The sequence below is a fragment of the Kribbella sp. CA-247076 genome (assembly GCF_050942445.1).
GTDB lineage: Bacteria > Actinomycetota > Actinomycetes > Propionibacteriales > Kribbellaceae > Kribbella.
In genome coordinates this window covers 3,677,197-3,691,021 of record NZ_CP192051.1, presented here as the reverse complement: position 1 = coordinate 3,691,021, position 13,825 = coordinate 3,677,197, and the positions used below count along the sequence as shown (strand labels likewise).

General features: G+C 69.7%; 15 protein-coding genes. 5 read left to right on the top strand and 10 right to left on the bottom strand.

Annotation, left to right across the window (positions count from 1 at the left end; translation table 11 throughout):
* Window positions 1-21 precede the first annotated feature (21 nt).
* The 4 genes from ACQPYZ_RS17560 to ACQPYZ_RS17545 all read left to right on the top strand — a co-directional run bounded on the left by ACQPYZ_RS17560 (window position 22) and on the right by ACQPYZ_RS17545 (window position 3,470).
* Window positions 22-507, top strand: a complete 486-nt coding sequence (locus ACQPYZ_RS17560) for a DUF456 domain-containing protein (RefSeq protein ID WP_433169471.1) — start codon at window positions 22-24, stop codon at window positions 505-507.
* Window positions 508-638: 131 nt separating this feature from the next.
* Window positions 639-1,181 (top strand): hypothetical protein, encoded by a 543-nt coding sequence (locus ACQPYZ_RS17555; RefSeq protein ID WP_433169469.1) that lies wholly within the window; start codon window positions 639-641, stop codon window positions 1,179-1,181.
* An 82-nt stretch (window positions 1,182-1,263) separates the two neighbouring features.
* Window positions 1,264-1,965, top strand: coding sequence for a response regulator transcription factor (locus ACQPYZ_RS17550; RefSeq protein ID WP_433169467.1), 702 nt, complete (start codon window positions 1,264-1,266; stop codon window positions 1,963-1,965).
* Complete coding sequence (locus ACQPYZ_RS17545) at window positions 1,965-3,470, top strand: sensor histidine kinase (RefSeq protein WP_433169465.1); 1,506 nt, start codon at window positions 1,965-1,967, stop codon at window positions 3,468-3,470. Before ACQPYZ_RS17550 ends, ACQPYZ_RS17545 begins: the two co-directional genes overlap by 1 nt.
* Here ACQPYZ_RS17545 and ppk2 read toward each other — a convergent pair.
* Window positions 3,467-4,375, bottom strand: coding sequence for a polyphosphate kinase 2 (gene ppk2, locus ACQPYZ_RS17540; protein ID WP_433169463.1), 909 nt, complete (start codon window positions 4,373-4,375; stop codon window positions 3,467-3,469). The two genes, ACQPYZ_RS17545 and ppk2, sit on opposite strands and share 4 nt — an antisense overlap.
* Window positions 4,376-4,459: 84 nt before the next feature.
* The gene (locus ACQPYZ_RS17535) at window positions 4,460-5,956 is read right to left on the bottom strand and encodes an MFS transporter (protein ID WP_433169461.1); all 1,497 of its coding nucleotides are present in this window, start codon (window positions 5,954-5,956) and stop codon (window positions 4,460-4,462) included.
* 130 nt (window positions 5,957-6,086) lie between these two features.
* Between ACQPYZ_RS17535 and ACQPYZ_RS17530 the strand changes: the two genes are divergently transcribed.
* Window positions 6,087-6,818, top strand: a complete 732-nt coding sequence (locus ACQPYZ_RS17530; protein ID WP_433169459.1) for a TetR/AcrR family transcriptional regulator — start codon at window positions 6,087-6,089, stop codon at window positions 6,816-6,818.
* Window positions 6,819-6,903: 85 nt separating this feature from the next.
* On the opposite strand, the gene ACQPYZ_RS17525 is transcribed toward ACQPYZ_RS17530, so the two are convergent.
* From ACQPYZ_RS17525 to ACQPYZ_RS17490, 8 genes are all read right to left on the bottom strand, one after another.
* Complete coding sequence (locus tag ACQPYZ_RS17525) at window positions 6,904-7,959, bottom strand: Gfo/Idh/MocA family protein (protein ID WP_433169457.1); 1,056 nt, start codon at window positions 7,957-7,959, stop codon at window positions 6,904-6,906.
* Window position 7,960: 1 nt separating this feature from the next.
* Entirely contained in the window at window positions 7,961-8,803 is an 843-nt protein-coding gene (locus tag ACQPYZ_RS17520; RefSeq protein WP_433169455.1) for a sugar phosphate isomerase/epimerase family protein, read from the bottom strand.
* Window positions 8,800-9,939 (bottom strand): ROK family protein, encoded by a 1,140-nt coding sequence (locus ACQPYZ_RS17515; RefSeq protein WP_433169454.1) that lies wholly within the window; start codon window positions 9,937-9,939, stop codon window positions 8,800-8,802. Before ACQPYZ_RS17515 ends, ACQPYZ_RS17520 begins: the two co-directional genes overlap by 4 nt.
* 75 nt (window positions 9,940-10,014) lie before the next feature.
* Complete coding sequence (yidC, locus tag ACQPYZ_RS17510) at window positions 10,015-10,692, bottom strand: membrane protein insertase YidC (protein ID WP_433169452.1); 678 nt, start codon at window positions 10,690-10,692, stop codon at window positions 10,015-10,017.
* A 49-nt stretch (window positions 10,693-10,741) separates the two neighbouring features.
* Window positions 10,742-10,996, bottom strand: coding sequence for a DUF6412 domain-containing protein (locus tag ACQPYZ_RS17505; RefSeq protein ID WP_433169450.1), 255 nt, complete (start codon window positions 10,994-10,996; stop codon window positions 10,742-10,744).
* A 3-nt stretch (window positions 10,997-10,999) separates the two neighbouring features.
* Window positions 11,000-12,337, bottom strand: coding sequence for an RNA polymerase sigma factor (locus ACQPYZ_RS17500; RefSeq protein ID WP_433169448.1), 1,338 nt, complete (start codon window positions 12,335-12,337; stop codon window positions 11,000-11,002).
* 259 nt (window positions 12,338-12,596) lie between these two features.
* On the bottom strand, window positions 12,597-13,217 hold the full coding sequence (locus tag ACQPYZ_RS17495; protein WP_132321761.1) for an HhH-GPD-type base excision DNA repair protein: 621 nt from the start codon (window positions 13,215-13,217) through the stop codon (window positions 12,597-12,599).
* 1 nt (window position 13,218) lies between these two features.
* Entirely contained in the window at window positions 13,219-13,632 is a 414-nt protein-coding gene (locus ACQPYZ_RS17490) for a universal stress protein (protein WP_433169446.1), read from the bottom strand.
* Window positions 13,633-13,825: the final 193 nt, after the last annotated feature.

Here is a 13,825-nt window from a genome sequence, read left to right as displayed (position 1 = left end):
GTTGTGCGGCAGAGTGGCCGTGTGAACAGTGTTGCGACGTTCCTCGTCGGGGTGGCGATCTTCGTCGGCATCCTGGGCATCGTCATCCCGATCCTCCCCGGCGCGCTGCTGAGCCTGGCCGCGATCCTGATCTGGGCGCTGGAGGTGCAGAGCGCCACCGGGTGGACCGTGCTGGCCGCCGCGGTCGTCCTGATCGGCGCCAGCCAGGTGGTCAAGTACGTCGTACCGGAGCGACGGCTCCGGGAGTCCGGGGTGCCCCGGCGGTCGATGTTCGTCGGCGTCGTCCTCGGCATCGTCGGGTTCTTCGTGATCCCGGTGGTCGGCATGTTCGTCGGCTTCCCGCTCGGGGTCTACCTGTCCGAACGGCAGCGGCTCGGCGCCCACGAGCACGCCTGGACGTCGACCAAGCACGCGCTCCGGGCGACCGGGCTGTCGATCCTGATCGAGTTCATCGGCGCGTCGCTCGCCGCGGCCGTCTGGCTGGTCGCCGTGCTGTTCCTGGTCTGACCACCCTGCGTGGTGGGCCGATTGCCAGGGTTTTCTCAGGCGCACCGGAGCCTCGTCCAAGGTTGCCGGTGCAGGGTGAGAGAACCAGTGCCAGGTGCTCGGCCTGGCACGCAGTACGGAAGGTATTCAGCATGGCGTCGTACCAGAAGCTCATCGAGAACCGCTGGCGGCTGGCCGGGACGGCCGCGGCGGTGGTCGCCACCACAGTGGCGGGCGGAGTCGCGTGGGCCTCGAGCACCGCTGACCCGGCCCCTACGCCGTCCCCCTCGGCCTCGCCGTCCACCCCGTCGACCACTCCGGACAAGCCGGGTGAGCGTGGCGGTCCGGGACACCGTGGCATGCTCGGCCTGGGCGGCGCGCTGCACGGCGAGTTCGTGGTCAAGAAGGACGACGGGACCTACCAGACCGTCGCCACCCAGCGCGGCGAGGTCACCGCGGTCAGCACGGAGTCGCTCACGGTGAAGAGCGAGGACGGCTACAGCCGGACCTACACCCTGACCGAGGACACCTTGGTGAACGCCGCCCGGGACGGCATCGACGACGTGAAGACCGGCAACACCGTCATGGTCACGGCGGTGGTGGCCGACGGCAAGGCGACCGCCACGTCGGTCAACGACGGCACGGTCCGCGAGGCCGCCCGGGAGAAGTGGGGCTTCGGCCGCGGTCCGCGCTGACGACTCACAGCCGATCGCGACTCACAGCCGATTGCCAGGAAGCTTCCAGGCTTCCCACGGGTGAGCCCGGCACACTGAGGGCATGAGCCCGCATCTGCTGGTGGTCGACGACGAGCCCAACATCGTCGAACTGCTGTCCGCGAGTCTGCGCTTCGCCGGGTACGACGTGAGTACGGCGACCCACGGCGCCGAGGCGCTGCGCAAGGCGCGCGAGGTGGAGCCCGACCTGGTCGTGCTGGACGTGATGATGCCCGGCCTGGACGGGTTCGAGGTGGTCCGCCGGCTGCGCGGTGAGGACCGGCACGTACCGGTGCTGTTCCTCACCGCGCGCGACGCGGTCGAGGACAAGGTGCTCGGACTGCAGACCGGCGGCGACGACTACGTCACCAAGCCGTTCAGCCTGGACGAACTGGTCGCCCGGGTCCGCGCGCTGCTGCGGCGCTCCGGTCACCGCGAGCAGGCCGCGACCGAGGCCGCCGTACTGCGCTACGCCGACCTGGAGCTGAACGAGGACAGTTACGAGGTCTTCAAGGCCGGCCAGGCGGTCCAGCTCTCGCTGACCGAGTTCAAGCTGCTGCGCTGCCTGCTCGAGAACGCCGAGCGGGTGATGTCCAAGGGCCAGATCCTGTCCGCGGTCTGGAACTACGACTTCGCCGGCGACGCCGGCGTGGTCGAGTCGTACATGTCGTATCTGCGCCGCAAGGTCGACACCGGCGACCAGAAGCTGCTGCACACCGTCCGCGGCGTCGGCTACGTCCTGCGGACCCCACGAGGGCCCAACTGATGCAGCTCGGCCACCGGCGTTTCACCGACCGGTATCCCCTGCGGATCACCATCGTCGTCGTACTCCTGACGCTGGTGGTGGTGGCGCTGGTCGCGTCGGGCGTGGTGGCGACGACGATCATGCGTGGCTTCCTGATCGACCGCGTGGACCAGCAGTTGCGGGAGACCGCGGTCCAGATCGACCGGATCCCGGCCGACCGGCGGCCGCTGCCGCCCGGGCCCAGGCGACCGCTGCCGAGCCAGTTCGTGGTCCAGTTCAACGACTCCGACGGCAGCAGTGACGAAGGTCCGTTCGGTGCGCGGCTGGCCGAGACCGAGCCGCTGCCGAAACTGCCGACCCTCACCCTCAACCAGGTCCGGGCGCTCGACGGGAAAGCCTTCGACGTCGACGCGGTGTCCGGCGGAGCCACCTGGCGGGTGCTCGCCGTACCGCTCGACAACGGCAAGGGGTCGATGATGGTCGCCCAGAGCCTGAAGGACGTCGACCGGACGATCCAGGGCCTGGTCGGGATCCAGGCCGCGGCCGGCGTCATCCTGCTGGTGCTGCTGGCCGGCCTCGGGACCGTCGTCGTACGGCGCAGTCTGCGCGGGCTCGAGGACGTCGAGCACACCGCGGTCGCGATCGCGGGCGGCGATCTGAGCCGGCGGGTCCCGCAACGCGATCCGCGGACCGAGGTCGGGCGGTTGTCGGTTGCGCTCAACCAGATGCTCGGGCAGATCGAGACGGCGTTCGCCCAGCGCACCGCGTCGGAGTACGCCGCCCGCCGTTCCGAGGACGCCGCCCGCCGGTCGGAGGACGCGGCGCGGCAGTCCGAGGACCGGATGCGGAGATTCGTCGCGGACGCCTCCCATGAACTGCGGACGCCGTTGACGTCGATCCGGGGGTTCGCCGAGCTCGCGCGGCAGCGCGGCGGCGCCACCGATCCGGACACCATGCGGCGGATCGAGGACGAGGCCAAGCGGATGGGCCTGCTCGTCGACGACCTGCTGCTGCTCGCCCGGCTCGACCAGCAGCGCCCGCTGAAGCTCGAGCCGGTCGACCTGCTGCCGATCGCGGCCGATGCCTTGCACAACGCCCAGGCGGTGCAGCCGGACCGGGACATCTCGCTGAAGATCCTGCCGGTGTCCGAGGCGCCGGTGGTCGCGGGTGACGAGGCGCGCCTGCGTCAGGTGCTCGGCAACCTGGTCAGCAACGCGCTGCACCACACGCCGGTCGAGGCACCGATCACGGTGTCCGTCGGCACCCGCGGCGGCGAGGCGATCCTCGAGGTGAGTGACACCGGTCCTGGACTGGACCGGGAGCAGAAGGCGCGCGTCTTCGAGCGCTTCTACCGCGCCGACTCGGCCCGCACCCGCGCGACCGGAGGCTCCGGCCTGGGACTGTCGATCGTGGCCGCCCTAGTGGCCGCGCACCGCGGCCGGGTCGTCGTCACCGACACTGCGGGACACGGCGCCACCTTCACCGTGCACCTGCCGCTGATCGGTGAGCGGACCGGGTCCGACTAGAGCACCGGGAACACCCGGTTCGCCGACTCGCCGTGCTCCAGGACCTCGGCGGCCGGCCCGAGGATCTTCGGGTCCGGACGGCCCACCAGCTCGTGGTCCTTGTCCGTGTAGTCGTGCAGGCTCAGCACGTGCCGCATCGCCTCGAGCCGGGCCCGCTTCTTGTCGTTGCTCTTGACAACGGTCCACGGCGCGTGCGGCGTGTCGGTGTAGTGGAACATCGCCTCCTTGGCTTCGGTGTAGTCCGCCCACTTGTCCAGCGAGGCGAGGTCGGTCGGCGACAGCTTCCACTGCCGGACCGGGTCGATCTGCCGGATCGTGAACCGGGTCTGCTGCTCGGCCTGGGACACCGAGAACCACAGCTTCACCAGCCGGATCCCCGACCGGACCAGCATCCGCTCGAACTCCGGCGCCTGCCGCATGAACTCCTCGTACTCGTCCTGGCTGCAGAACCCCATCACCCGCTCGACGCAGGCGCGGTTGTACCAGGACCGGTCGAACAGCACCATCTCCCCCGCGGCCGGCAGGTGCTCGACGTACCGCTGGAAGTACCACTGGGTCTGCTCGCGCTCGGTCGGCTTCTCCAGCGCGACGATCCGCGCGCCGCGGGGGTTCAGGTGCTCCATGAACCGCTTGATCGTGCCACCCTTGCCGGCCGCGTCCCGGCCCTCGAACACGATCACCAGCTTCTGCTGCGACCGCTTCACCCAGTACTGCAGCTTGAGCAACTCGATCTGCAGCAGCCGCTTGTCCCGGTCGTACACCTCGCGCGGCAGGCGTTCGCCGTACGGATAACCCTCGCGCCAGGTGTCGACCGGCGTACCGTCGGCCCGCAGCAGCACCGGGTCGTCGTCCTCCTCGTCGAGGACACGAAACCCGAGCTCACGCACCAGATCAGGAGTACTCATGCCGCAACAGTCGAGACCATTCATGACCAACAGGTAAACACCCCAGCCCCCGAAACATGTGCGACCGAGGACCGGCTGTCGTGGTCAGCTGACGGCGACTGTTTCTTGCTCTGCGTCGGGGGTGGGTGGGGTGGTCTTCTTGTCGCGGATGAGGGCGAAGGCGATCAAGGCGCTGCCGAGGACGGCGAAGGCGCTGACCACGAAGGTGCCGGACATCGCCTGGGCGAAGGCGTTCTTGGCGAGGTCGGCCAAGGCGCTGTCGCCGGTGGTGCCGGCCACTGCCAGCGCCTCGCCGATCGAGCCGCGGGCGGCCTCTGGCGTGCTGTCCGGCATCGTGGCGGTGAAGTTGTTCGCCAGCGCGCTGCCGAGGATCGCGATGCCGAGCGCCGCGCCGGCCTGCTGCACGGTGTCGTTCAGCGCGGAGCCGACGCCGGCGTGCTCGTGCGGGACGGCACCCATCAGCGCGGCGGTGGCCGCGGGCTGCGCCAGACCGGCGCCGACGCCGAAGATCAGCAGCGCGATCGTCACCATGCCGAACCCGTCGTCGGCGGACAGCGTCGACATCACCGCGAACCCACCGGCTAGCCCGACCAGTCCGGCCACCGTCATCGGCCGGTTGCCGATCTTCTGACCGAGCGTCGCGCCAAGGCCGTTCACCACGATCACGCCCAGCGCCATCGGAGCCATCGCCAGCCCGGCCTTCGTCGGCGAGAAGCCGAGCACGAACTGCATGTACTGCGTCAGCGCGAGAATCAGCCCGCCGTTGGCGATCTGCAGCAGCACCAGCGACAGGCTGCCGCCGCTGAAGTTGCGGTCCCGGAACAACTGCAGCGGCACCATCGGCACCGGCGTCCGCACCTCCCAGACGAGGAACGCGACCAGACCCGCGACCGCAACCGCCAGCATCGGCCAGGAGATCCCGTGCTCGGGCAGCTCGATGATCACCCAGACCAGCGCGACCAGCCCGATCATTGACAGCACCGCCCCGACCGGGTCGGGCTTACGCCACGGCGCCTTCGACTCCGGCATCCAGATGAGCGCCGCGGCGATCGCGATCACCACGACCGGCACGTTGATCAGGAAGACCGAACCCCACCAGAACTTCGCGATCAGCGCCCCGCCCAGCACCGGGCCGCCGATCAGGCCGACCATCAGCACCGAGCTCCAGATCGACATCGCCTTGCGGCGCTCCTCGTCGTCGAACACGGTGATCAGCACCGACAGCGTGCTCGGCATCACCACCGCCCCGCCGATCCCCATCAGCACTCGCCCGGTGATCAGCATCTCCGGGCTTCCGGCGTACGTCGCGACGAGTGAGGCGACCCCGAAGATCGCCAGGCCGGCGATCATCACCTTCTTCCGGCCGTACCGGTCGGACAGGCTGCCCGCGGTCAGCAGCAGGCCGGCGAAGACCAGGATGTAGCTGGCGATGATCCACTGGATCTCCTGGGCGGTGGCCCCCAGGTCCTCGGTCAGAACCGGGATCGCCACGTTCAGCACACCGTTGTCCAGCACCAGGACCAGTGTGCTCAGGCAGAGCACGATCAGAATCAGCCACCGACGCGGATGACGAGCGGTCATCACGCACCTCCTCAGAATTGAACGGTGTGCAGTTTGCCTGAACAGTGTGCAACGCCAATTGAACAGCGGTCAAGTCCTGCACGTCGTTCAGGAAATGCGGTAGGGTGAACTCCCACGAGGAGGTGGCGGGATGCCGACCGAGGAGTACACGTCCGTCTGGACGCGGCCCAAGCGCGGTCGCCGGCGCGAGCAGCCGGCGCTGAGTCAGGAGCAGATCGTCGCCGAGGCGATCAAGCTGCTCGACGCCGAGGGCCTGGACGCACTGACCATGCGCAAGCTGGGGACGGCGCTCGGCGCGGTCGCGACCGCGGTCTACTGGCACGTCGCGAACAAGGACGAGTTGCTCGAGCTCGCGGTCGACGAGGTGTACGGCGAGATCGACGTACCCGAGGTGACCGAGCCGGCCCAGTGGCGGGACGCGGCGGAGACGGCTGCCCGCAGTGTCCGCGCGATGATCGTCCGGCACCCGTGGGTCGCGCCGACGCTCGCCGACGTCGGCATGAACTACCTCGGCCCGAACCTGATGCGGATCTCGGACCGGATCCTCGGGATCTACCGCACCGCCGGCTTCGAGCTGATCGAGGCGGACCAGGCCGCCAACACCGTGCTCGGCTACGTGATCGGCGTGGCCTCGGTCGAGGCCGCGACCGTCAGCAAGCTGAAGCGCTCCGGCAAGGACATGGCGGCCTGGCAGTCCGAGGTCTGGCCGGCCGCGGTCAGGGCCGCCGAGCCGTATCCGCACATGCGGGCGCTCTACGCCGCCAACAGCGACACCGATCTCGAAGCCGGCGGCGAGGACAGCTTCACCTACGGCCTCGCCCGCACACTCGACGGCATCGAGGCCCGCCTCAATCGAAGCTGAGCCGGGCCCGAGTCAGGCACCGAGTCAGGCCCCGAACCGTGGCCGAACCCGGCCCGCCCCGGCCAGGCTCAGCCACGGCGCCTGGTCACCGGGTGATGGCTACCTCGGCGCCGATCCGGGCGGACTCGTAGATCGCCGTCAGGATCCGGGCCATCTCCAGGCCCTGCTCCGCGGTCGCGTCGGCCGGGATCTCCCGCCGGCAGATCCGCAGGAAGTGGTCGATCTGGTTGGCGAACCCGACGGTGAAGTCGAAGCCGAGCGAGTCGATCTGCGGCTGCACGTGCAGCAGAGTGTCGTGCCGCTCGGTGATCATCAGCAGCTCGGGCTCGATCTCCGCGCCGCCCTTGTCGCCGTGGATCTTCACACTGGTCGAGTTCCGCGCGTGCAGCGAGTACGACGTGTCGACGTCGAGGACCGCCCCGCCCTCGAACCGGATCTGCGCGGTCGCGTAGTCCTCGACGTTGTTCACCCGCGACGCCGACGCGGCCCGGTACCGGGACAGGTGCTGGATGTTGTCCCGGGCACCGAGCGTCGAGAACGTCGCGCCCGACGCGGAGACCGCGGCCGGCATGCCCATCAGGTACCAGCACAGGTCGATGATGTGCACGCCCAGGTCGATCAGCGGGCCGCCGCCGGAGACCCCGACGTCGCCGAACCAGCCACCGGGGTTGCCGGCGGCCCGGATGATCGTGGCCCGCGCGGCGTAGATGTCACCGAACTCCCCCGCGTCCAGGAAACGCTTGGTCACCAGGGCGTTCGGGGCGAAGCGGCGTACGTAGCCGATCTGCAGGGCCTGGCCGGTCTCCTGGGTGGCCCGGACCAGCGCCTCGGCCTCCGCGACCGTCACCGACATCGGCTTCTCGACCAGCACGTCCTTACCGGCCCGCAGCGCCGCCTCCGCGATCGACGCGTGCAGCAGGTTGGGGACGCAGATGCTCACGGCGTCGACGTCGGGATCGGCCAGGACCTCCTCGACGACGTCCGTGGCCTTGGGTACGGCGAACTCGTCGGCACGCGCCTTGGCGCGGGTCCGGTCGATGTCGCAGACCGCGACCAGCTCGGCCTGCGGGTTGGCCTGGTACGCGAGCAGGTGCTGGGTCGCGATCGCGCCCACTCCGATGACTGCGATTCGGGTTGTCATGTCAGGCAGCTCCCACCAGTCGGAGGATGTTCTTGAGCGAGCGCTCGATGGCGTCCGGAGTCGACTCCAAACCCTCGAACTCGAGGCTGACCGGCAGGTCGGGCTTGGTGCCGACCAGTGCCAGCAGGCCCGCCAGGTCCACGTCGCCGTGGCCGGCGACGGTGCCGAGCAGGTAGTCACCGGCCAGTGTCTTCAGCCAGCCGTCACCCGCCGAGCGGCGGATGTGGAAGTCCTTGACGCCGACGGACGCCGCCACGTCGAGCAGGGTGGCGGCGGTCTTGCCGGGCACCTCGCCGACGCAGAGCCCGTTGCCGAGATCGAGGGTGACCCGGAAGTTCGGGCGGTCCACCGCGTGCACCAGCCGGGCCAGCCGGTCGCCGCCGTTCATGTAGAAGCCGTGGTTCTCGATCGTCGACACGATGCCCAGGTCCGCCGCGTGGTCGGCGACCGCGCGGCAGCCCTCGACGACCCGCTCGAAGGTCGACTCGAACTCCCCCGGGTCCTGCTCGCGCCAGGCCCAGGGCGCGACGTCGTGCCGGAAGATCCGCGCGCCGAACCGGTGCGCGACATCCAGCTGCCGGCGGAGGCGGTCGATCTCCTGGGCGTCGGCCGTCCGCAGGTCGCCGCTGACCAGGTAGTTCACGATCGGTACGCCGAGCTCGTCGGCGTGCTTGGCCGCGTCGCGGACGACGTCGTCGTGCTCCAGGTAGTACTCGCCGTCCATCGCGGCGACCTCCAGGTGCTGGGCGGGTGAGGCCGCGACCCAGTCCAGGACGCCGATCAAGTCCATCTCGCCGCTCGCCATCAGCGTGCGGAAGCAGTATGAGCTGACTCCTAGCTTCACGTACTCGTCCTCTCTACGACGTGGGTGAGCCGGGTCCACGGACTCGGGTAGTCGTGGACCCCGAAGATGCCGGAACTGAACCGGTCGAACGCGTTGCCGACCGCCCCGAGCACCACGGCCTCGCGGCCGAGGGCCGAGGAGACGAACGGCGGGCGCTCGGGGAACACCAACTCCTTCTCGACCGCGGCCGCCAGCGGACGAAGGAACGCACCGCTGTCCTCCGGAAGCCCGCCCCGGACGACCACGACCTCCGGGTCGACCACGAGGAGCACGGTGGCGATGCGGCCGGCGAGCTGGGAGCAGAACTCCTTGATCTCCGCCCGGGCAGCCGAGTCGCCCGCGGCCGCCGCGGCCACCACGGCCTCGACCGTCGGGTGCGACGTCCAGACCAGCTGCCCGCGCTGAGCGTTCCGCGTCCACCGCATCCCTCGCTGCGCACCGAGCTCGCCGGCGAGCCGGTGCCGTCCCTGCCGGATGACCCCGTTCAGAACGATGGCCACCGACACACGCCGGCCGATCTGGAGGTAGACGACGTCGGAGTACCCGCGTCCCGCGCCGCCGCGCTGCTCGGCGAGCGCGGCCAGCTTGATGTCGTTGTCGACCACGACCGGACAGCCGAGCTCCTGCGACAGGGTGTCCGCGACCGGGAGGCCGACCAGCTCGGGCAGCGCGAGACTGGCGCGCAGGTGGCCGTCGGTCTCGACCACGCCGGGCAGGGCGAGGCCAACCCCACGAAGCCGCCCGAGGTCGATCGAGTTCTCGTCGGCGACCGCGCGCAACGCCTGCGGGACGAGCGAGAGGTCCGGACGCCGGCCCCGCGGCAGCTCGGCGTACCCGAGCCGGATGCCCGACAGGTCGCAGAGGACTGCCCGGGCGCCGCGCGGTCCGAGGTCGACGCCCGCGACGACTCCGGTCTCCCGGGCGAAGCGGAACGCGCGGGCGGGACGTCCCGGCCCGGCGGTCGACGGGTTGGTGGCGACGACCAGCCGGGCGTCGAGGAGATTCTCGAGGACGGCGTGCACGGTGGGCCGGGACAGGCCGGTCTCCGCGCTGATGACGCCGACCGTGCGCGCCTCGTCGGTGCCGGCCAGGAATCGCAGGCAGGCGACCTGGTTCTCCGACCGCTCCGCGTGCATCGAGGTCCCATCGTTATGCAACCGGCTTTAATAAATACGGTAGCAGAATGCTCCGGCGGGCCGCAACGCCTGCTCTCAGCGCTGCAGGACGGTGCGTTCGACCACGGTCCAGGTAGTGGTCGTGAGCAGGTACAACCCGGCGGCCAGCGGTACGAACGCCGCGGTCGCGAGCGTGCCGAACGGGAGCAGCCGCGCCAGCCGGCGCGTCAGCGGGGTCGCGGTCTCGTCCAGTTGGCGCAGTTGCAGGCGGGCGGAGAAGAACGCGACCACGGCGAGCAGTACGGCGAGCGCGAGGAACGCCGGCGTCGCGGTGACGACCGGCCAGTGCAGGCCGAGCGGTGCGCCGAGCAGGCTTCCGCTGATCAACTGGTTCGACTCCCCCGCGACCATCGCGCGCGAGAACAACGTGTACATCAGCCAGAAGAACGGCAACTGCGCGAGCGTCGGCAGGAACCCGGCGAACACGGTGGTCCCGGAGTCCGCCTGCAGCTTGGCGATCTCACGCTGCAGCCGCTCCGGATCGTTCCGGTGCCGATCGGTGAGGACCTTCAGTTGGGGCATGAGAGCCGCGCGCGCACGCATCCCGCGATGGGCGCGGACACTGAGCGGCAGGAGCAGCAGGCGTACGGCGAGAGTGCACAGGACGATCGCGGTCACGGCTGCGTACGCGCCGGTGAGCGGTTCGATCGCGGTGACGAGGGCGGTGATCAGGTGGTAGGCACCGGCGACCGGCGCCTCGAGGAAAGCAGGCATGACAGAACTCCACGAGTGAGAAGGAACAGTGAGCGCGCGAGAGCAGGCACTACTGTCCGGGGGCTCGTGGGCGGGGACGGCCGGACGCGTCCGGGTCGCGGAGACGGAGGAACGCCGTCTCCTCCGCGCGGTGCCGGACCGACGAGGCGATCGCCCGCAACGGAGTGGTCGCCGGCGCGGAGGCGCGGGCGACCAGCAGCAGGGTGAACAGCAGGGCCGCCGCCGTGAGCACGGCGGCGGCCAGTGAAGCCGTGTCGAGGACAGGGATCGCCAGCGCGACGGCGCCGGCGATCACCTGGGTCATCGATCAGTCCAGGTAGTCCCGCAGGACCTGCGAACGGGACGGGTGGCGGAGCTTCGACATCGTCTTGGACTCGATCTGACGGATCCGCTCGCGGGTCACGCCGTACACCTTGCCGATCTCGTCCAGGGTCTTCGGCTGGCCGTCCGTTAGGCCGAAGCGCATCGACACGACGCCGGCCTCGCGCTCGGACAGCGTGTCCAGAACCGCGTGCAACTGCTCCTGCAGGAGCGTGAACGAGACCGCCTCGGCCGGCACGATCGCCTCGGAGTCCTCGATCAGGTCGCCGAACTCGGAGTCGCCGTCCTCACCGAGCGGGGTGTGCAGGGAGATCGGCTCACGGCCGTACTTCTGCACCTCGATGACCTTCTCCGGGGTCATGTCGAGCTCCTTGGCGAGCTCCTCCGGAGTGGGTTCGCGACCGAGGTCCTGCAGCATCTGCCGCTGCACCCGGGCCAGCTTGTTGATGACCTCGACCATGTGCACCGGGATCCGGATGGTCCGGGCCTGGTCGGCCATCGCCCGGGTGATCGCCTGCCGAATCCACCAGGTCGCGTACGTCGAGAACTTGTAGCCCTTGGTGTAGTCGAACTTCTCCACCGCGCGGATCAGACCGAGGTTGCCCTCCTGGATCAGGTCCAGGAACAGCATGCCGCGGCCGGTGTAGCGCTTGGCCAACGACACCACCAGGCGCAGGTTGGCCTCCAGCAGGTGGTTCTTCGCGCGCCGGCCGTCCTCGGAGATCCAGTCGTACTCGTCGCGGACCTTGTCCTTGAGCTTCGCGGCCTCGTCGCCCAGCTGCTCCTCGGCGAACAGGCCGGCCTCGATCCGCTTGGCGAGCTCGACCTCCTGCTCGGCGTTCAGCAGCGGGACCTTGCCGATCTGCTTCAGGTAGTCCTTCACCGGGTCGGCGGTCGCGCCGGCGACCATGACCTGCTGCTCGGGCTCGTCGGTCTCGTCGGCCTCGGAGACGACGAAGCCCTCGTCCTCGGTCAGCTCCTTCTCCAGGCCCTGCACCGCGTCGGGCTTGAAGTCGGACTCGTCAACCTCGTCGAGCGAGCGCGGCTTGCCGGTCTTGGGATCGATCGACAACCCCGCCTCGGTGACTTTGCCAGGGACGGCCTTCTTCGCCGGCGACGATTTCTTGGCCGCGGCGGCCTTCTTCGCGGGGATACCGTCCTCCTTGGTGGCGGCGGCCGGCTTGGCCGCGGCCTTCTTGGCAGCGGCCTTCTTGGCCGCGGGGTCGGTCACTCGGGCGCTGGTCCTCGGAGCCGTGCTGCGGGCGGTGGCGGGCACTGCCCGGGCTGACTCGGCGGGAAGGTTCTCGGACGAGCTGGACGACACGAATTACCTCTCGTCTGACGCAGGGTTTGTAGTACGGCGGTACGACGTTGATGGTGCTGGTGATGCTGGCTTCTGGGTACGACTGTCTGCGGCTGCTCGCTGGTCAGGCGGCGGCAACACTACATTGTAATCCGCGGACCAAGCCCGAGCGTGCCGCGACCCCCCGAACGACGTACCGAGGCCTCCACTGCCCGGGCGTGCCCGCGGCGGTGGAGGCCTGAGTACTTCGACGTTCACCGAGTCGTGTGCCGGACCGTCCTCAGCCGTTGCGGGTCCGCCGCAGCGGCCGGGCCACGACGCGTTGCTGGACCAGCTGCTGCTCCTGCTTGAACTGCCTCACCTTCACCAACGACGCCACGTCGATCACGTCCGCGACCGACTTGTACGCGCCGTCCTCGCCGTACGGCTCGGACGCCTCGCGCCAGCCGCGCGGACGGACCTTGAGCTGCTTGCCGAGCAGCGCGACGAAGATCTTCGCCTTCTGCGCACCGAACCCCGGCAGGGCGGACAGCCTGGCCAGCAGGTCGTCCCCTGACTTGACATCGGACCACAGCGCCGAGGCGTTACCGCCGTACTCCTCGTCGAGGTGTTTGGCCAGGGTCTGGATCCGGGCGGCCATCGCGGTCGGGAACCGGTGCACGGCCGGCGGGCCGGCCACCACCTCGACGAACGCGTCCGGGTCGTAGTGCGCGACCGTGGACGGGTCGAACGGGCCGGCCATCCGTTTCGCGATCGCGACCGGACCCGCGAACGCACGCTCCATCGGGATCTGCTGGTCGAGCAGCATGCCCACCAGCAGTGCGAAGGGATCTCTGCTCAGCATCTCGTCGGCGTCGGGCTGCTGTGCGAGGCACAGCTTCTTGCTGCGTGTCGAAGTCACCTCAGTCCTCCCCTTCTTCGGCCTTCACGGCCAGCACCGGACACGGAGCGTCGAGGAGCACCCGCTGGGCATTGCTGCCGAGGATGAGCTTGCCGACCGGCGACCGGCGCCGAAGCCCGATCACGATGAACTCGGCGTGCACCTGCTCGGCGACGGCCACCAGGTCCTCCGCCGGGTCGAGTCCACGCACCAGTTGCCGCACCTCGTAGGGCACACCGGTCGAGTCGAGCTGCTCCCGTACCTCCGTCAGCGCGGCGTCACTCGCCGCGGCCTCGTCGCTGTCGAAGGTGCGTCCGCCCCGGTGCGAGTTCACCACCACCAGCTTCGCGTCACGAAGCGTCGCCTCTTCCGCCGCGCGCCGGAGGGCTGCACGGCCCTCCGCCTTCGGCACGTAACCCACGACGATGGTCGTCATCGCCCTGCCTCACCTCCGGGTGTCGTGTCGACCCGTTCCGAACGATACTGCTCCCGACCGTGGTCGGCATCCGCTGGATTTGCACCAGCTGTGTCGCGGTCGTGACGGACGGCTGATCGTCGTGCGGGTAGTACTCCACCACCGCCGCGGCGGCTGCTGCGGCAGCCACGCCGGTGCCCGAGTACTACCCGCG

Excerpts from the sequence above, each read along its gene's own strand:
- ACQPYZ_RS17490 (WP_433169446.1), bottom strand. The coding sequence starts at position 13,632 with ATGACGACCATCGTCGTGGGTTACGTGCCGAAGGCGGAGGGCCGTGCA.
- ACQPYZ_RS17525 (WP_433169457.1), bottom strand. The coding sequence starts at position 7,959 with ATGACAACCCGAATCGCAGTCATCGGAGTGGGCGCGATCGCGACCCAG.
- ppk2 (WP_433169463.1), bottom strand. The coding sequence starts at position 4,375 with ATGAGTACTCCTGATCTGGTGCGTGAGCTCGGGTTTCGTGTCCTCGAC.
- ACQPYZ_RS17535 (WP_433169461.1), bottom strand. The coding sequence starts at position 5,956 with ATGACCGCTCGTCATCCGCGTCGGTGGCTGATTCTGATCGTGCTCTGC.
- ACQPYZ_RS17515 (WP_433169454.1), bottom strand. The coding sequence starts at position 9,939 with ATGCACGCGGAGCGGTCGGAGAACCAGGTCGCCTGCCTGCGATTCCTG.
- ACQPYZ_RS17550 (WP_433169467.1), top strand. The coding sequence starts at position 1,264 with ATGAGCCCGCATCTGCTGGTGGTCGACGACGAGCCCAACATCGTCGAA.
- yidC (WP_433169452.1), bottom strand. The coding sequence starts at position 10,692 with ATGCCTGCTTTCCTCGAGGCGCCGGTCGCCGGTGCCTACCACCTGATC.
- ACQPYZ_RS17530 (WP_433169459.1), top strand. The coding sequence starts at position 6,087 with ATGCCGACCGAGGAGTACACGTCCGTCTGGACGCGGCCCAAGCGCGGT.
- ACQPYZ_RS17505 (WP_433169450.1), bottom strand. The coding sequence starts at position 10,996 with ATGACCCAGGTGATCGCCGGCGCCGTCGCGCTGGCGATCCCTGTCCTC.
- ACQPYZ_RS17545 (WP_433169465.1), top strand. The coding sequence starts at position 1,965 with ATGCAGCTCGGCCACCGGCGTTTCACCGACCGGTATCCCCTGCGGATC.
- ACQPYZ_RS17555 (WP_433169469.1), top strand. The coding sequence starts at position 639 with ATGGCGTCGTACCAGAAGCTCATCGAGAACCGCTGGCGGCTGGCCGGG.